A 19,489-nucleotide genomic window follows, 5' to 3' on the forward strand; every position below is an offset into this window, starting at 1 on the left:
GTTTTTAAGGCTTTTTCGATGCGCGGTATTTTTGTTTTTTTCCTCTGGCTATTTACCTGCCTGGTTCAAGCGGCGCCCGGAACCAATCCGTTCGACACCAAACCTGAATTTCTCCCGGTTGATAAAGCCTTCACGTATACCTCTGAACGTCTGGAATCCGGTGAAACCCAGCTCTATTGGCAGATCACCGACGGCTATTACCTGTACCAAAAACGCTTGAAGTTCGACGGATTGCCTGTCGAACAGCACCCCCCGCTGCCGGAAGGTGAAGCGCACAGCGACGAGTTTTTCGGTGAACAGCAAGTCTACCGCCAAGGCCTGGAGCTGAAGATTCCCGCTGGCGCCAGCGGTCAGGTCAAGGTCAGTTACCAGGGCTGCGCCGATGCCGGCTTGTGTTATCCGCCACAGACCAGGGTCGTGGACCTGGGCAACACCAATGCGCTGAATGCAGCCACTGAAGCACCGGACCAGGCGCTAGCCAGCAGCTTGCAACAACGGGCGCTGGGCTGGAGCCTTTTGCTGTTCTTCGGCCTGGGCCTGTTGCTGGCCTTCACGCCTTGTTCATTACCGATGCTGCCGATTCTGGCTGGATTGATCGTTGGCAGCGGCGCCACACCCAGACGTGGATTCGCCCTGGCCAGCAGTTACGTAATCAGCATGGCGCTAGTGTATGCGGCGCTGGGTGTACTGGCCGCCTCTCTCGGGGCGAACCTGCAAGCCTGGTTGCAGAACCCTTGGCTGCTGGGCAGTTTCGCGGCGATATTCGTACTGCTGGCGCTGCCGATGTTCGGCTTCTTCGAACTGCAACTGCCGGTGGCCGTGCGTGATCGCCTGGAAAACGTCTCGCGCAATCAACGCGGCGGCAACCTGATCGGCGCCGGGGTGCTAGGGGCGCTGTCCGGTCTGCTGGTGGGACCGTGCATGACCGCCCCACTGGCCGGCGCCCTGCTCTACATCGCGCAAAGCGGTAACGCGCTGCATGGCGGGTTGATTCTGTTCGCCATGGGCATCGGCATCGGTGTACCGCTGTTGCTGCTGGTGACCGTCGGCAATCGCTTCATGCCCAAGCCCGGCGCCTGGATGAACCTGGTCAAAGGCATTTTCGGCTTCCTGTTCCTCGCCACTGCATTGCTGATGCTGCGCCCGGTGCTGGACGAATCCCTGTGGGTCGGATTGTGCGGTGCGCTGCTGTTGATCGCGGCCTACAGCGCCTGGAAACAGTCCGAAGGTTTTGGTCGTATCGCGCACCTGTTTGGCGCCAGTTCGTTGCTGCTCGGTTTATGGGGTGGCCTATTGGTGATCGGTGCGGCCGCTGGCAGTGATGATCCGTTCAAGCCATTGCTGGTCTACCGCGCCTCGAACCAGGCTGTGGCCACCGTGCCGGTTGGCCACGATGCCTTCACCACCGTCAAGGATCCGCAGGCACTGCAACGGGAACTCGACGCCGCACACGCTCAGGGCCAGTGGGTGCTGCTGGACTACTACGCCGACTGGTGCGTGTCGTGCAAAGTCATGGAAAAGCAGGTCTTCGGCAAACCTCATGTCCTCGAAGCCTTGAGCGATGTGCGCTTGCTCCGACTGGACGTCACCGCCGACAATGCCGCCAGCCGCGAACTGCTCGGCCGCTACAAAGTGCCAGGGCCGCCGAGCCTGCTGTGGATTGGCGCGGACGGCGAAGAGCGGCGCAGCCAACGCATCACCGGCGAGGTCGATGCCGACACTTTCCTGCAACGCTGGACCATCACCCGAGACGCCCGTTAATGCTGACCTTCACCCTCGGCACCTTTGCCATTGCGCTTAATCACCTGCTGCTGATCAGTGCGCTGGCGCTGGCCACCTTTGTCGGCTGGCGGGTTGCCAGGCGCGGTGGTGAAAACCCCGAGTCGGTGCTGTTCAGCCTGTTTCTGCTGGGCATGCTGGCGGCCCGAATCAGTTTCGTGGCGGCCTATTGGGTGCACTATCGCAATGATCCGTGGCAGGTCATCGACCTGCGCGATGGCGGTTTTCTCGCCTGGCCGGGGGTGGTCGTGGTGTTGCTCGCCACGCTGTATCGCGGCTGGCGTCGCCCGGGTCTGCGCCGTCCATTGGGCTTTGGCGTGGCCAGTGGCCTGGCGTTCTGGCTGTTGGCGACCTTCTCCCTGTCGATTTACGAGCAAGGCACACGCCTGCCGGAAATCACCCTGCGCAACGCCGCCGGCGAAACCGTGCAACTGGCCGACTACAAGGGCGGCCCGTTGGTGATCAATCTCTGGGCCACCTGGTGCCCGCCGTGCCGCCGGGAAATGCCGGTGCTGGAAAACGCCCAGCAACAACGACCGGACCTGACGTTCCTGTTCGTCAATCAGGCGGAAAGCATGCAAAGCGTCGCGACCTTTCTGGAAACCCAAGGCCTGAGCCTGTCCAACGTGCTGTTCGACGGCAGCGGACGCCTGAGCCAGGCCGTCGGTTCCATGGCGCTACCGACTACGCTGTTCTACAACCCCGAGGGTCGCCTGCTGGGCAGCCATCTGGGCGAGTTGTCGGAAGCCAGCCTGGCCCGCGCGCTGGAAAACTTCGACACCGTACCCGTCACCTCTTCAAGGAAACTGCCATGTCCCGCCTCCGCCACCTGCTGACCCTGAGCCTCGGTGCTGCCGTGTTGCACCTGCCATCGGTGCAGGCCGAAGAGTTGCCCGATGCGATCAAGAAAATCGAGGCCAAGGGCGCGAAAATCGTCGGCCAGTTCGACGCCCCCGACGGCTTGCGCGGTTATGCCGCGCAATACCAGAACCGCGGCATGGCGCTGTACCTGACCCCGGATGGCAAACACGTGTTGCTGGGCAACCTGTATGACGCCGAGGGCAATGACCTGAGCAGCGCGCCATTGCAGAAACTGGTGTATGCCCCGATGGCCAAGGAAGTCTGGGCCAAGTTCGAAACCAGCAACTGGATCGGCGACGGCAAGAAGGATGCACCGCGCGTGGTGTACCTGTTCAGTGACCCGAACTGCCCATACTGCAACATGTTCTGGGAACAGGCCCGGCCGTGGGTCAAGGCTGGCAAGGTGCAGTTGCGCCACATCATGGTGGGCATCATCCGTGAAGACAGCCCGGGGAAATCCGCCGCACTGCTCGCAGCCAAGGACCCGGAAAAAGCCCTGCAGGACCACGAAGCCTCCGGCAAGGACAGTTCGCTCAAGGCCTTGAAGGAAGTGCCGCCGGCGATTCAGGCAAAGTTCGCGGCCAACATGCAATTGATGGAAGAACTGGAGTTGCAGGCGACGCCGGCGATTTTCTACATGGACGACAAGGGCAATCTGCAACAGCAGCAAGGCGCGCCGTCACCGGACAAACTGGCGAAGATTCTCGGACCGAAGTAAGCAAGATCAAAAGATCGTCCGAACGCGGGCCGCGTTCGGACGATCTTTTTTGCAAACCCTACGCCGGATTGCGCTCAGCCAAAAACTCCAGCAGCGCTTGGGTGACAAAGTCCGGATTCTCCAGATTGGAAATATGCCCCGCCTCCGGCACCAGCACCCACGGGCAGCCAATCAACTCGGCCATATCACGGGCTTCACCCGGTGGCCGAGGCTTGTCCTGATCGCCGCACATCACCAGCGTGTTCGCCGCATCCAGTTCGCCCAGACGCGATAACTGATCATCGCGCCCAAACGTAATCCGCCCCATCGGCACGATGCTTTCACGCAGGCGATCCGCAGGTAGAGCCGCCAGGGAAGCATGAAAATCCCGGTAGAGCGCCGACTGCTGATCAAGGCCTGTCCGGAAGAAAATCGGCACCACGATATCCAGCAACGCTGGCGTGATAACACCCGCCTCCTCGATCTGCTTCAACAGTGAAAAGTAATACTGGCGAGTCGGCTCCGGTTCGGCGCCGACGTAGGTGTCCATCAACACCAGGCCATTGAGCCGGTGCGCTGCCGATAAGGCCAGGCGCACGCCCCACATGCCGCCAACCGACAGGCCGACCAGCGTGACCCGTTCGATATCCAGATGATCGAGCAGGACCAGGGCCTGACGCGCCAGGTCATCCAGGGACGTCGTACCGACAGGCAACGGCCCGGATTGGCCGTGCCCCCACAGGTCCAGGGCGATCACACGATACTGCTGCGAGAGCGCAGCAATCTGCGGCGCCCACATGGCCTGGTCCCACAGGTAACTACCGGCCAGCAGAACCGCCGGGCCGGTGCCTTGATCGATGTAGTGAAGGGCCTGTCCGTCTATCGTTACGAAGGGCATCGACTGTTTCCGCGAGTAAAAATGGAGCCGGAAGACTGAGCGGCAGGCCATCCCTCGTCAATCGCTGGAGTGTATGCGTTTGTGCCACCTTCGCGGGCAAGCTCGCCCCATAGCGATTTATGCCGATCACAGATGATGTGATCACCACAAACTACTGTGGGAGCGAGCTTGCTCGCGATGGGGCCATTACAGACGCCAGGGAATCAAAGCCCCTCCAGCTCCGCCATCAAATCATTCAAGCGATCCACCTTCTCCCCGGTGAGCTCGCTGGCCGCCAACCCGTCAATGTACCGGGCCAGTTCTTCCACCGTGCTGCATTCGAACATCGCCCGCAACGGCACCTCCTGTTGCAGGGTTTTCTGCACCCGCGAGGCGATTTGCGTGGCCAGCAGCGAATGCCCGCCCAACTCGAAGAAGTTGTCGCGAACGCCCACCTTCTCGACCTTCAACACCTCGGCCCAGATGTCTGCCAGGGCCTGCTCCAGCTCATTGCGTGGTGCCTGGTAATCCTGGCTTTGCAGCTGGCCGATCTCCAGCGCAGGCAAAGCCTTGCGGTCCAGTTTGCCGTTGGCGTTGAGCGGCAGCTTGTCCAGCCACAGCCAGTGCAGCGGCACCATGTATTCCGGCAATTCGGCACGCAGGCGTTGCTTGATGCGCTCCAGGCGTTCAGCCGGATCGAACGCAACATCCGCCGCGACCAGATAGCCCACCAGATGCTTGCCGTTCGCCCCTTCCTGCACACTGACCGCTGCGTCACGAATTTCCGCTTGTTCATGCAGGCGAGCCTCGATTTCACCCAGTTCGATACGGTAACCACGGATCTTCACCTGATGATCGACACGGCCGACGTATTCCAGCACACCGTCACTGCGACGGCGGGCCAGGTCGCCGGTGCGATACAGGCGTTCACCCGGTGCGCCGAACGGGTTCGGCACAAATACCGGGGCGGTGCGCAGCGGATCGCCGACATAGCCGCGACCGACTCCGGTCCCCGCCACGCACAGCTCACCCACCGCGCCCAGCGGCACCAGTTCCAGCGCTCCGTCGAGCAGGTACAACTTATTGTTGTCGGTCGGCGTACCGATCGGCAGGTAGCTGCCGCGAGTCGACGCCAAATCAACCCGGAAGAACGCCACGTCATCCGAGCACTCCGCCGGGCCGTAGGCATTCACGAGGCCGATCTGCGGATAGCGCAGCAACCATTGATGCGCCAGTTCCGGCGGCATCGCTTCCCCCGTCGGCAGCATCCAGCGCAAGCCGTCGAGGCTCATGCGTTCCTGGGCGAGCATGCCCTGGATCAGCGAAGGCACGCTTTCCAGCACGGTGATGCCCTGGCTTTGCACATGAGCGAGCAAACCTTGGGGATCGTGGGCGATGGTGTTCGGCACGATGTCCACCCGTGCGCCGAACAACGGCGCCGCGAGGAACTGCCACACGGAAATATCGAAGCTTTGCGACGCGGTTTGCGCGATCACGTCGGCGTCGCTCAGGTTCAGGTACGGCACCTTGCTCAACTGGTTGTTGAGCATGCCGCACTGTTCGACCATCACGCCTTTGGGCAAACCGGTGGAACCGGAGGTGTAGATCACGTAGGCGAGGTTGTCCGGGCCGCTGAAGACGCCAGGATTGTCCGCCGACACCGCCAGGGTCTGGACCTCCTCCCAGACCAGCAGCCGTGGCCGGCTGGAGCAGCCGAACGCCTCAAGCAAGGCCTGCGCCTGCTCACGACACGCTTGCGTGCACACCAGCAACGGCGTGCGGCTCAGATCGATGATCCGGTTCAGACGCTGACTCGGCAAACCCGGGTCCAGCGGCAGGTAACCCGCCCCCGCCTTGAAGCTGCCGATGATCATGCCCAGCAAATCGAGGCTGCGTTCGGCCAGCAAGGCCACTGGCTGATCGCGCCCGACACCGGCGGCGATCAATGCATGGCCGAGGCGGTTGCTGCGCTGGTTCAGCTCCAGATAACTGTACTGGCGGTCCAGGCAACTGGCGGCAATCCGCTGCGGGTTCCGGGCAACCTGGGTTTCAAACAGTGCAACGTAGCTCTGCTCCAGCGGGTAATCCTGCTCGCTCTGGTTGCAGCCCTGGATGAGGAAATCCTGCTCCTCGGCCCCCAGCAACGGCAGGTCAGCCATGTCGCCATGGAAACCTTCCACCAACGCCAGCAGCAGACGCTTGAACTCACCGAGCATGCGCTCGACCGTGGTCTCATCGAAGTAGCGCTGGTCGTAGGACAGGTGCAAGCCCAGGTCATCCCCCGGATAGCACACGGCCGTGAGCGGGAAGTTGGTATGGGTCCGCCCCGAATCCGAGGTCGCGTTGAGGCTCTGCGCACGGTCCAGCACCGAGACTTCAACCGGGGCGTTTTCGAACACGAACAGGCTGTCGAACAGCGGCTGGCCCTTGGGCAGTTCGCTTTGCTCCTGGATGTTCACCAGCGGCAGGTATTCGTATTCACGCAGTTGCATGTTGTGGTCGAGCAGACCGCTGAGCCACTGGCGCACACTGCAACGCTGGCCGTCCTCGGGCATTTTCACCCGCAGCGCGATGCTGTTGATGAACAGGCCGACGGTGCGCTGCATCTGTGGCATGTCCACCGGACGCCCGGCCACGGTGACGCCGAACAGCACGTCGCGATCCCCGCTCAAGCGTCGCAGCACCAGTGCCCACGCCGCCTGGGCGAAGGTATTGATGGTCAGCTGATGGGCCTGGGCCAGTTCGCGCAATTGCACGCCGTCCCGGGCATCGAGCCTTGTGTAGCGGTCGCCGACGATCATGCCGCCGCTGTCGCCGGCATGTTCGCGCAGCAATGGCCGGTCGCTCGGGATAGGCGTGGTCCGTTCGAACCCCTGCAGATTGGTTTTCCACCATTGCCGTGCTTCAGCCAGGCTTTGGTGCTGCAGCCAGCCGATGTAGTCGCGATAACGTGGCGGCATCGCCAACTGCGCTTCCCGGCCTTCGCCGAGGGCGCTGTAGATTTCGAAGAAATCGCTCATCAGCAGCGAACGGCACCAGGCATCGATGAGGATGTGGTGGTTGCTCATCATGAACCAGTAGCGCGCCTCGCCCACACGGATCAAACGCAAGTGGAACGGCGCCTGGTTGAGCAGATCGAACCCGGCCTCGCGTTCGGTCTTGAGCAGGGATTGCAGTTTCGACTCCTGCTCGGCTTCGGCGAGATCGCTCCAGTCGAGGTATTCGATCGGCGTGTCGCCCGGTTTGTGGATCACTTGCAGCATGTCTTCTCCGACGTTCCAGCAAAAGGACGCGCGCAAGGCTTCGTGGCGGGCGATCACTGCTTGCCAGGCCTGGGCGAAACGCTGCGGGTCGAGCTCGCTGTTGATGCGGTAGCGGTCCTGCATGTAGTACAGGCCGGTGCCCGGCTCCAGCAAGGTGTGCAGCAGCATGCCTTCCTGCATAGGGGTCAGCGGGTAGACGTCTTCGATGGCGGCGGCCGGGACCGGCAGCGCATCCAGTTGCGTCTGGCTGAGATTCGCCAGCGGGAAGTCCGACGGCGTCAGGCCGCCCGCGTCGTCGCGCAGGCAATGCTCGATCAAGCTGCTCAACTCACCGAGGTAGGCATCTGCCAACTCGTTGATGGTTTGCCCATCGAAGCGTTCTGCGCTGAAAGTCCAGCGCAGTACCAGTTCACCGCCATACACCTGACCGTCGACGCTCAGCTCGTTGGGTAGCGGGGCATTGCCATCGTGGGCCGCGCCAAGGGCTTCATCCAGTGGATGGAACAGCGCGTCCGCGCCGAAGCTCTGGTCGAACTGGCCGAGGTAGTTGAAGGTGATCGGCGCCACCGGCAACCCGGCCATGCGCTGGCGACTCCGGTCATCGGCGAGATAGCGCAGCACGCCATAGCCCAGGCCTTTGTGCGGCACGGCACGCAGTTGCTCCTTGATCGCCTTGATCGACGCGCCCTGCCCGGCCGCTTCTTCGATGTTCGACGGGGTCAGGCGCAGCGGATAAGCGCTGGTGAACCAGCCGACGGTGCGGGTCAGGTCGATGTCGTCGAACAGCGCTTCGCGGCCGTGGCCTTCCAGTTGAATCAGCGCCGATGGCTGACCGCTCCAGCGGCACAGCACGCGGGCCAATGCGGTCAGCAGCAAGTCGTTGACCTGGGTGCGATAGGCACTCGGTGCCTGTTGCAGCAACTGCCGGGTACGCTCGCTGTCGAGACGCACGCTGACGCTTTGCCCATGCCGGTTCTGCCGCCCGCCCTCGGGGTGATCGCAGGGCAGATCGGCAATTGGTCCGGCCAGGTGTGCCTGCCACCAATCCAGTTCCTCGCGCAAGGAATCGCTGCCGGCGTAGGCCTGCAAGCGAGCGGCCCAGTCTTTGAAGGCGCTGGTTTTCGCTGGCAGTTTCACCGACTGCTGCGCGTGCAGTTGGCGATACACGGTTTGCAGATCGTCCAGTAGCACGCGCCATGAAACGCCATCGACGACCAAGTGGTGAATCGCGATGAACAGCCGTTGCTGGCCCTCGGGACCATCGACCAGCAACACGCGTATTAGCGGTCCCTCTTCGAGGTCGAGGCTGCGCTGGGCATCGGCGAACAGGGCGTGGCATTTATCCATCGACGAAACGCGTACCTGCCACAGCACCGGCGCCTCGGAAATCGGCTGATGCTGTGCTTGCCACTGACCGGTGACCTTGCTGAAGCGCAGACGCAAGGCGTCGTGCTGTTCGATTACCGCCAGCAGCGCTTGCTCCAGTCGATGGGGCTCCAGAGGTGCGGTCGGTTGCAGCAACAACGCCTGGTTCCAGTGCTGGCGCTGCGGGATATCGGTGTCGAAAAACCAGTGCTGGATCGGCGTCAGACGCGAATCACCCATGATCAAACCCTGCTCGGCGCTGACCTGCTCGGTGCGGCTGGCCACCGCGGCGAGGGTCTGCACGGTCTGGTGCTGGAACAGGTCGCGAGGGCTGAAGTGAATGCCCTGCTGCCGTGCCCGGCTGACCACCTGGATCGACAGGATCGAGTCACCGCCCAACTCGAAGAAGTTGTCGTTGAGGCCGACCTGTCCGACGTTCAGCACTTCGCACCAGATCTGCGCGAGGCTCACTTCAAGCTCGTTGCTCGGCGCTACGTAGTGATGGCGATTCAGCTCCGGGTCCGGCGCCGGGAGAGCGCGGCGGTCGAGTTTGCCGTTGGCGGTCAGCGGCATGCTGCCCAGCAGGATCAGGTGCGTGGGCACCATGTAGTCTGGCAGTTGCGATTTCAGATGCGCCTTGAGGGCCTCGCGCAAGACCGATTGCTGTGCTTCGCTCTGTTCGGCGACGTCAGTCACCAGATAGCCGACCAGTTGCTTGCCGCTCGGTGCATCGAGCGCCAGCACCACCGCTTCACGGATCGATTCGTGCTCCAGCAGACAGGTTTCGATTTCACCGAGCTCGATGCGGAAGCCGCGAATCTTCACTTGATGGTCGATGCGACCGAGGTATTCCACCAGGCCATCGACGCGCTGGCGCACCAGGTCGCCGGTGCGGTAGATACGCCCGCCGCCGGCGGCAAACGGATCGGCGACAAAGCGCTCCGCGGTCATGCCCGGACGCTGGTGATAACCCTGGGCCAGGCCCGCGCCACCGACGTACAACTCGCCCGTCGCGCCTTGCGGCACCAACGCCAGGTCGGCGTCGAGAATGTAGGCCACGCGATCGCCGATCACGCTGCCGATCGGTACGCTTGCGGCGCCCTCTTCCAGTACTTCAGGGGCGAGACCGGCCAGCGGCATGACCACGGTTTCGGTCGGGCCGTAGGCGTTGAAGAACTGGATCGGCTGGAAGGCTGCGCGAATGCGTGCCAGGTGTTCACCGGTCAGCGCTTCGCCGCCGGTGATGATCATGCGCACCGGCAGGGTTTCATTTTGCGTTGCCAGCCATTGCGCCAACTGGCTGCCGTAGCTCGGCGTGAAACCGAGGACATTGATGTGATGACGACGGATCAGGCCACAGATTTCTTCCGCGTCCCACTGCCCTTGAGCCCGCAGCACCACTTGCGCACCGCTGAGCAACGGCACCAGCAAACGCTCCGTGGCAGCGTCGAAGTTGATCGAATAGAAGTGCAGTTCGCAGTCATCGGCGCGCATGGCGAAGCGCTCGATCACCGCGCGGCAATGCATGGCGATTTCGCCGTGGGACACCACCACGCCTTTCGGCTTGCCGGTCGAGCCCGAGGTGTAGATCAGGTACGCCTGATGCTGCGCCAGGCTGATCAGCGGCAGCTCGGTGGCCGGGTAACTGACCAGTGCCGCCGCGTCTTCTTCAAGGCACCAGCGGCCGACGGTCGCCGGCAATTCGCCCAAAGCCTTGAACATCGCCGCATCGCTGAGCAGCAAACCGATGCCGCTGTCTTCGATCATGTAGTGCAAGCGGTCCAGCGGGTACTCCGGATCCAGCGGCACATAGGCGCCGCCAGCCTTGAGGATCGCCAGCAGGCCGACAACCATCTCCAGCGAGCGCTCCAGTGCCAGGCCCACGCGCACCTGCGGACCGACACCGCGTTCACGCAGCATCCACGCGAGGCGGTTGGCGCGGTTGTCGAGTTCGGCGTAGCTCAGGGTCTGCCCGGCGAAGGTCAGGGCCGGAGCGTCTTTGCGCGTCAACGCTTGCTCGGCGAACAGGTGATGGATGCACTGATCCAGCCGATGTTCGCCCGGCTCGACGCCAAGGCTGTCGAGCAGGTGTTGTTGTTCGCCACCGGCCAGCAGCGGCAACTCACTCAAGCGCTGCTGCGGATCGGCAATCAGTGCTTGCAGAAGATTGCGCCAATGCCGGGCCATTTGCGCGATACGCGCTTCGTCGAACAGATCGGTGCTGTAGGTCAGGCAGCAACCCAGGCGATGGTCGAGGTCGGTGACTTCCAGGTTGAGGTCGAACTTGGTCGCGCGGGCATCGTTGGCCAGGTACTCGACCGTCATGCCGGCCAGGGTGCGGCTTTGCTGGAACTCCCAGCGCTGCACGTTGCACATCACCTGGAACAACGGGTTGTAGGCCGCGCTTCGGGGTGGTTGCAAGGCTTCCACCAGATGATCGAACGGCAGGTCCTGATGGGACTGGCCTTCGATCACCGTGTGGCGCACCAGCTCGAACAACTCGCCGACAGACATCTGCCCGTCGAGCTGGCAGCGCAGCACCTGGGTGTTGAGGAATGCGCCGATCAGCCCTTCGCTCTCCGGTCGAATGCGGTTGGCCACCGGCGCGCCGATACGCAGGTCGGTCTGGCCGCTGTAGCGGTACAGCAGCGTGGCCAGGGCGGCGGTCATGGTCATGAACAGGGTCAGGCCGTTTTGCCCGTTGAAGGCGCGAACCCGTGCCGCGAGCTCATCACTGAGGTCAAAGCGATACAACTCACCCTGATGGCTTTGCACCGACGGACGCGGACGGTCGGTCGGCAACTCCAACAATGGGTGTTCGCGGCCCAGTTGCGCGCTCCAGTAATCGAGCTGGCGCTGACGCTCGCCGGACTCCAGCCACTGACGCTGCCACACGCTGTAATCCAGGTACTGCACCGGCAATGGCGCCAGCGGTGATTCACGATCATCGACGAACGCTTCGTACAGCGCGCTCAGTTCCCGGGCAAAAATGTCCATTGCCCAGCCTTCGGTGACGATGTGGTGCAGGGTCAGAACGAAGTAGTGTTCCTGTTCGGCGGTCTTGACCAGACAGGCGCGCAGCAGCGGTCCGGTTTCCAGATCGAATGGCTGGTGCGCTTCATCGTCGGCCAGTTGCTGGACCTGCCACTCGCGGACTTCAGCATCCAGCGCGGTGAAATCCTTCCAATCCATGCGCACGCCGGTTTGCCCGTGTACTTGCTGGCGGGCGACGCCGTCGATGCTCGGAAACGTGGTGCGCAGGGTTTCGTGACGCAGGATCAGGGCTTGCAGCGCCGCCTCGAAACGCGCTACGTCGAGCACGCCACGCAACCGCGCCATGCCCCCGACGTTGTAGGCCGGGCTGTCCGGCTCCATCTGCCAGAGGAACCACATGCGCTGCTGGGAATAGGACAGCGGCACCGGTTGGCTGCGGTCGACTTTTTCAATGGGCGGCTGCTTGTTGGTGCTGCCACTGACCTGGATCAGGCGAACCTGTTCGGCAAATGCACCGAGTTCGCTGTGTTCGAACAGTACCCGCAGCGGCAACTCGACATCGCAGGCCTGGCGGGTGCGGGAGATGATTTGCGTGGCCAGCAGCGAGTGGCCGCCGAGGGCAAAAAAATCATCGCGCAAACCGACTTGCGCCAGGCCCAGCACTTCGCGCCAGATTCCGGCGACGTGTTGCTCCAGTTCAGTCACTGGCTCGACGTGTTCGCGAACCTGCCACTGCGGTTCCGGCAAGGCACGGCGATCGAGTTTGCCGCTCGGGCCGAGGGGCATTTGTTCCAGGCGCATCAATTGTGCCGGGACCATGTATTCGGGCAGTTCGGCGGCCAAAGCGCTTTTCAGGCGGGCGGTTTGCCCGGCTTCCTCCCCGGCATAGTTCGCTGCGGTGTAGTAACCAATCAACTGCGCCCCGGCCACGGTGTCGCGCACCAGCACCACGGCTTGCGCAACGCCGTCCTGGGCCAGCAGGCGCGCCTGGATTTCCTCCGGCTCGACGCGGAACCCGCGCAACTTGACCTGCTGATCGAGACGGCCGAGGTATTCGATCACGCCATCCGCCGTCCAGCGCGCCCGGTCGCCAGTGCGATACAGGCGCGCGCCCGGCTCGCCCAACGGATCGACCACGAAGCGTTCGGCGGTCAACGCCGGGCGACCGAGGTAACCACGGGCCAGGCCAACGCCGCTGATGCACAACTCACCCGGCACACCGACCGGAACGGGATTGAGATCACTGTCGAGCACGCGGCAAATCACATTGCCCAGCGGCCGGCCAATCGGCGAGCGTTCGCCATCGGCGCTGGAGCATTGCCAGTGGGTGACGTTGATTGCGGTTTCAGTCGGTCCGTAGCGGTTGTGCAGTTGCACCGCCGGCAGTTGCGCCAGCACCCGGTTGCGCAGCTCCGCCGGCAAGGCCTCGCCCCCGGAGAACACCCGGCGCAGGCTGGTGCATTCAGCGCTCAACGGTTCCTCGATGAACAGCGAAAGCAGCGGCGGCACGAAGTGCAATGTGGTCACGCCGTACGCTTGCACCAGCTGCGCGATGCGGTGCGGATCGCGGTGTTCGCCGGGACCGGCGATCAGCAAACGTGCGCCAGTGATCAGCGGCCAGAAGCACTCCCACACCGAAACATCGAAACTGATCGGCGCCTTTTGCATCAGCACATCGGTTTCGTTCAGGCGGTAAGTGTCCTGCATCCATTGCAGGCGCTCGGCCAGCGCGGCGTGGGTGTTGCCGACGCCTTTGGGCTGGCCCGTGGAGCCGGAGGTGTAAATCACATAGACAAGGTTGTCGCCGTGCAGGTGCAACCCCGGCGCATGGCTCGGCCAGCCGTCCAGGTGCAGGGTGTCCATGGCGATCACGCTGACGCCGTCAGTCGCTGGCAGGCACTCAAGCAATCGGGTTTGCGTCAGCAGCAATTCAACACCGCTGTCGCTGAGCATGTAGGCCAGGCGTTCGGCCGGGTACTCCGGGTCCAGCGGCACGTAGGCGCCACCGGCCTTGAGGATCGCCAGCAGGCCGATCAGCAGTTGCGGCGAACGTTCGCAGGCGATGGCCACGCAAACGTCCGGGCCAACGCCTTTGTCGCGCAGGTAATGGGCCAGACGGTTGGCCCGGGTGTGCAGTTCGACGAAGTCCATCTGGCCACCGTCCCACACCAGCGCGATGCGCTGCGGGGTCTGGCGCGCCTGCTCAGTGAGCCACTCCGGCAGCCATTGGCTGGCCGCTGCGCAGGGTGCGCTGGCCCAGTCCGATTGCTGATGGTGCTCGGCAGCGGTCAACAGCGGCAGGTCACCGATGGCGGTGTCCGTTTGATCGCAGACAGCGCGCAGCAGGTTGCTGAAATGCTCGGCCAGGCGCTCGATGGTGGCGGCCTCGAACAATTCGCTGGCGTAGTCGAAGGACAGGGTCAGGCGACCGTTGCGGTCTTCTTCACTGTGCAACTGCAAATCGAACTTGGCTTCGCGGCTATGCCAGGGCAACTCTTCGGCCAACAACCCCGGCAAGCGCTTCAATGCGCCGAGGTCCCGTTGCTGATGGTTGAACATGACCTGGAACAGACCTTGTTCACGGGCTTGCGGGAAGGCTTCCAGCAGTTGCTCGAACGGCAGGTCCTGATGCGCCTGCGCACCCAACGCCACCTGACGGGTCTGCGCCAGCAGCTCAACGAATGGCAGGCGCGAGTCCACCTCGGCACGCAGCACCTGGGTATTGATGAAGAAACCGATCAGGCCCTGGGTTTCCAGGCGCGGACGGTTGGCATTGGGCACGCCGATACGGATATCACCCTGGCCGCTGTAGCGGTGCAACAAGGTCTGGAACGCAGCCAGCAACAGCATGAAGGCGGTCGATTCATGGGCCTGGGCGGTCTGGCGAATCCCATCGCTCAGGGGAGCGCCCAGACGCACGGTGTGGCGAGCGGCGCTGTGCAGTTGTTGGGCAGCGCGTGGATGGTCGGTGGCCAGGCTCAGGGTTGGATGCTTATCACCCAAGCGGTCCTTCCAGTAGGCCAGTTGACGCTCGCCTTCCCCTTGCGCCAGCCATTGCCGCTGCCAACTGCCGTAATCGGCGTACTGCGTCGGCAACGGCGCCAGCTCCGCTTGCTGGCCCTGGGAGGCGGCCGCATACAGGCGCGAGAACTCGTCGATCAGCACGTTCAGCGACCAGCCGTCAGCGATGATGTGGTGCATCGTCACCAGCAACTGATGGTCTTCGTCGTCGAGGCGAACCAGCGTCACCCACAGCAACGGGCCTTTCTCCAGATCGAATTGGGTTCGCGCTTCGTCCTCCCGGATCTGCTGCGCCCGGGCCTCACGCTCGGCGGTCGGCAGGTCGCTGATATCGATCAGTTGCAGGTTGAACCCGGCCGCCGCAACGACCTGTTGCAGCGCCACCCCGTCGCGCTCGAAGAATCGCGTGCGCAGGGATTCGTGGCGCTCGATCAACTGCTGGAAACTGGCGCGCAAGGCGTCCTCATCCAGTTCGCCGCGCAGGCGCAAGGCACCGGGAATGTTATAGGCGCTGCTTTGCGGGTCGAGTTGCCAGGTGATCCACAGGCGGTTTTGTGCCAGCGATTGCGGCATCGGTTGCTGGCGCGACAGCGCCGTGATCGAGCCCTGGGCCAGGCCACCGTCCTGTTGCAGACGGGCCACGACATCGGCGAATGCGCCGAGGGTCGGCGCTTCGAACAGCAGACGCAGGTTCAACTCCAGACCGAGCTCTTCACGCAGGCGCGCCACCACTTGCGTCGCCGCTATGGAGTTGCCGCCGAGCAGGAAGAAATGATCATCGGCGCCCACCTGCGTCACTTGCAACTGCTCACACCAGATCTGGCCGATCAGGCTTTGCAGCTCGGAGCCCGACTCGATCCGGCCTGCACTTTGTGTGGCGGCCGACGGGAACATCGCGTAGCTGTCGAGACTGCCGTCCGCCAGGCGATTGCGACACGCCGAGCGCTGCAATTTGCCGCTGGAGGTCTTGGGCAGCGCGCCCGGATTGAGCAGCACCACCACGCTCGGCGCTTGCTGATACGCCTCGGCGACGGCTTGGCGAATGGCTTTGATCAAGGATTCCGGTGGCTGGATTTTCTGCACGCTGCGGCTGATTTCGGCGGCGATGCCGATACCTTCCTGACCATCAACCGTAACGGCAAAGGCGGCAACCCGGCCTTTGCGCACCACTTCCACTTCGCGCTCGACGGTCTGCTCGATGTCCTGCGGGTACAGGTTGTGCCCGCGCACGATCAGCATGTCCTTCAGGCGCCCGGTGATGAACAGCTCGCCATTGCGCAGGAAACCCAGGTCCCCGGTGCGCAACCAGGTCTGGCCGGCGTGCCGGACGAAGGTCTTGGCCGACGCCTCGGGGTTGCGCCAGTAGCCTGAGGCGATGCTCGGCCCGCTGGCCCAGACTTCGCCGACGACGTTGTCGGCCTGTTCGCTGAGGGAGGCCGGATCGATGATCAGCACCGCGTGCGCCGGTTGGCTGATACCGCAACTCATGATCGCGCTACCCTCGCCCGCTTCGACTCGGTTCTGCGCCAGGGCCTGATCGTCCACCCGCAGGTTGCCAATGCCTTTACCGCGCGCGGTGCCGGCCACGAACAAGGTGGCTTCGGCCAGACCATAGGAGGCCATGAAGCTGTCCGCGGTGAAACCGCAGGTGGCGAACTTCCCGGCGAAGCGTTCCAGGGTGTCGAGGCGAATCGGTTCGGAACCGGAATACGCCACGCGCCAGCCACTCAGGTCGAGCCGCTCCAGGGCTGACTCGCTGACCCGTTCGCTGCACAAGCGATAGGCAAAATCCGGCCCGCCGCTGATGGTGCCGCCGTATTCGCTGATCGCCTCCAGCCAGCGCAACGGCCGGCCGAGGAAATACGCCGGGGACATCAACACACAGGGCACGCCGCTGAAAATCGGCTGCAGCAGGCCGCCGATCAGGCCCATGTCGTGGTACAGCGGTAGCCAGCTGACGATGACATCGTCGGGGTTCAGGTCAATGCCGAAACCGTGGCGAATCAGCAATTCGTTGGCCACCAGATTGCCGTGGCTGACTTGCACGCCTTTGGGCAGCGCGGTGGAGCCGGAGGTGTATTGCAGGAAGGCGATGTGATCGGCCTGCAGGTCCACCGCGACCCAGCGCTCGGCCAGTGCACCGTCGAGGGTATCGACACACAGCAGCGGCGGCGCCCCTTCGATCTGCTGCAACCCTTCGCGCAGTCCGGCGCTGGTCAGCAGCAGGCGTGGCTGGGCATCGCTGATGATCGACAGCAGGCGCTCCTGATGATGACGGCGCGTCGACTCCGGCGGATAAGCCGGCACCGCGATCACCCCGGCGTACAGGCAACCGAAGAACGCCGCGACGTAATCCGGGCCGCTGGGGAACAGCAACACCGCGCGGTCGCCGACATCCGTTTGGGTCTGCAACGCGCCGGCAATCGTCCGCGCCCGCAGGTCCAGTTCGCGATAGCTGAGCAGCACCGCCTGGTCCTGGGTTTCGGCGAGAAAGCGCAGGGCCACCCGATCCGGCGTCAGGGCCGCGCGGCGCTGAAGGGCTTGGACCATTGTGCTGGGGAGTTCGAACGCGTCGCTCATGAGGTTTCCTGCCTGAATTCGGCTTGCAATTGGAATCGGTTTTCTGACGTCGCACCCTGATCGAGGGCGCGCAGGACGCGGTCTTCGCCGACCGCGCAAGGCATTGGCAATGCGGTTGTGACCGGGGCTGCTGCCCGGTTCCATTCACCAATGAGAACGGATGACGTCTGGAAATAATTAGTCGCCAGGCTGGAACGCAAAGTGGACGCAAGTGAGTCAGCGTGTCGCAGTTCTCACTCTGCACTCTTACAGCGCATTAGTTCTTTTTCTCATTTGACAATAATTATCATTAAGCCTAATTTGTCGCTCGATGTGTAGGACGGCCCCCCGGTTTTTTTCCCCGTCCCACTAACCTTTTGGCAGCAGGGTGATTTCCATGATGGAACCAGTATCCACAAGCAGGTGCGATACACCGCTACTTCAGGCATTCGTCGACAATCGACTGATCCTGGTGAAGATTGCAGCCCGAATTACCGGTTGCCGCTCACGTGCCGAAGATGTTGTGCAGGATGCTTTCTTCCGGCTGCAATCGGCCCCGCCCATCACCAGTTCGATCAAGGCCCAGCTCAGCTACCTGTTCCAGATCGTGCGCAACCTGGCGATCGACCATTACCGCAAGCAGGCGCTGGAGCAGAAGTATTCCGGTCCTGAAGAGGAAGGGTTGAATGTGGTGATCCAGGGCGCGTCCCCGGAAACGTCGCACATCAATTTCTCGACCCTGGAGCACATTGCCGATGCGTTGACCGAGTTGCCGAGCCGCACCCGCTACGCCTTCGAGATGTATCGCCTGCACGGCGTACCGCAAAAGGACATCGCCAAGGAACTCGGCGTCTCGCCGACCCTGGTGAACTTCATGATCCGTGATGCGTTGGTGCATTGCCGCAAGGTGTCGGGCAACCGGGGTGATATAGCTGCTCGCCAATAAGATCCAGGATCTGCATCGCGCCCTTCGCGAGCAAGCCTGAGACTCAAGACCACAACGAATCTTGAGTCTCAGGCTTCAAGCCAGTCTGCACCGATCAAAAAACCGCTCCCGCCCCAACACCATCAAGGCCGCGCGCTTGTGCGGGAAGTCGAACTCTTTCTCACAGTGAAAGCGCTGCTCCTGCATGTACCCGATCATCTTCGCGTTATCGGCACGGGGCTCGGCCACCACGCGCCGGGTGCGCGGATCATCGAGAAACAGGTAATGCACCAGCGCCGATAACCAACTCGCCACCTTGTGCGGGCCGCGGTGATTTTCTTCGCCCACCAGCATGTGAATGCCACGGTCGTAATCGCCGGCCTCATAGAAGGGTGCGATGCGATCTTCCTTGGCCCAGTAGACTTCGAAATAAGCGAAGGGCTGGTCGTCGAAACAACCGATCAGCGTCAGCGTGTGCGGGTCGGCTACGAGTTTGCTCAGGTATTGGCGATGCTGGTCGAGGCTGCCCTCCTCCTGCCAGAAACTCGCGACTCGCGGACTGTTCTGCCAGCGGTTGAAGCGTGCCAGGTCTTGCTCGATGTCCAGCGTGCGCAGGGAAACCCGGGCACCCAGCCGCGCATCGAAGCGTTGATACACTTCACCCCGGGGCTTGACCGGCCGCCGTGGGTGGCGCTTGCCGTCGGTGATGAGCATCTGCTGCGGGTAGCTGCCGGTCAGGGAATGCCCCAGCCACGGCGGCGGCAACTGCCAGAACACGGTGCGCTCGCAGTGATACTGGCCGCTGACGGGAGTCGGAATCAGCAGACCGCTGGACACGGCTTCGTCCGGCACCTCTTGCAGTTGCCAGGTCAGACGCTGACAGTCAGGGTCACGAGCGAACAGCCAGTAACAGGCCGTCCACAATGCCTGCCCTTCAGGGCGACTGAAGCGCTCCTCCAGTTGCACGTTCAACTCCCGGCCACGACTGAGCCGCAAGGCGGGCAACGGTTGCCCTTCCAGGCTGAGGCTCAGGCGGCAATCGGTTTCATCAGCGGCAAGACGACTGCCCGTCGGCAGACACAGGGCAGTCAGGTCATTGAGATTGGGCATGGGGCGGGCTCACGATAATCGTCGACAGTTCAACGAAG

General features: G+C 63.0%; 7 protein-coding genes. 4 read left to right on the forward strand and 3 right to left on the reverse strand.

Translation table 11 applies throughout. The features are described 5' to 3' along the window. The first annotated feature begins 18 nt into the window (after positions 1–18). From dsbD to dsbG, 3 genes are read left to right on the forward strand one after another with little or no spacing between them, the layout of a single operon-like run. A complete protein-coding gene (dsbD, locus tag ACMDB8_RS19535; RefSeq protein WP_409079366.1) occupies positions 19–1,761 on the forward strand; it encodes a protein-disulfide reductase DsbD in 1,743 nt (580 codons plus the stop codon). Beyond that, entirely contained in the window at positions 1,761–2,615 is an 855-nt protein-coding gene (locus ACMDB8_RS19540) for a TlpA disulfide reductase family protein (protein WP_223541677.1), read from the forward strand. Before dsbD ends, ACMDB8_RS19540 begins: the two co-directional genes overlap by 1 nt. Then, positions 2,591–3,358, forward strand: coding sequence for a thiol:disulfide interchange protein DsbG (gene dsbG / locus ACMDB8_RS19545; protein ID WP_409079367.1), 768 nt, complete (start codon positions 2,591–2,593; stop codon positions 3,356–3,358). Before ACMDB8_RS19540 ends, dsbG begins: the two co-directional genes overlap by 25 nt. A 58-nt stretch (positions 3,359–3,416) precedes the next feature. Here dsbG and ACMDB8_RS19550 read toward each other — a convergent pair whose 3' ends face one another. Beyond that, positions 3,417–4,235: an alpha/beta fold hydrolase gene (locus ACMDB8_RS19550; protein WP_056727060.1), complete on the reverse strand. Its 819-nt coding sequence runs from the start codon at positions 4,233–4,235 to the stop codon at positions 3,417–3,419. A gap of 203 nt (positions 4,236–4,438) precedes the next feature. Beyond that, positions 4,439–17,437, reverse strand: a complete 12,999-nt coding sequence (locus tag ACMDB8_RS19555; RefSeq protein ID WP_409079368.1) for a non-ribosomal peptide synthetase — start codon at positions 17,435–17,437, stop codon at positions 4,439–4,441. A gap of 376 nt (positions 17,438–17,813) precedes the next feature. Here ACMDB8_RS19555 and ACMDB8_RS19560 point away from each other — a divergent pair, with 376 nt between their 5' ends. Next, positions 17,814–18,362 carry an RNA polymerase factor sigma-70 gene (locus ACMDB8_RS19560; RefSeq protein WP_056727062.1) on the forward strand — a complete coding sequence of 183 codons (549 nt, stop codon included), beginning with the start codon at positions 17,814–17,816 and terminating at the stop codon, positions 18,360–18,362. 75 nt (positions 18,363–18,437) lie between these two features. Here the strand turns inward: ACMDB8_RS19560 and ACMDB8_RS19565 are convergent, their stop codons facing one another. Continuing rightward, complete coding sequence (locus tag ACMDB8_RS19565) at positions 18,438–19,451, reverse strand: GNAT family N-acetyltransferase (RefSeq protein WP_056727063.1); 1,014 nt, start codon at positions 19,449–19,451, stop codon at positions 18,438–18,440. Positions 19,452–19,489: the final 38 nt, after the last annotated feature.

Origin of the sequence: Pseudomonas monachiensis (genome assembly GCF_047345015.1) — a bacterium.
GTDB classification, from domain to species: domain Bacteria; phylum Pseudomonadota; class Gammaproteobacteria; order Pseudomonadales; family Pseudomonadaceae; genus Aquipseudomonas; species Aquipseudomonas monachiensis.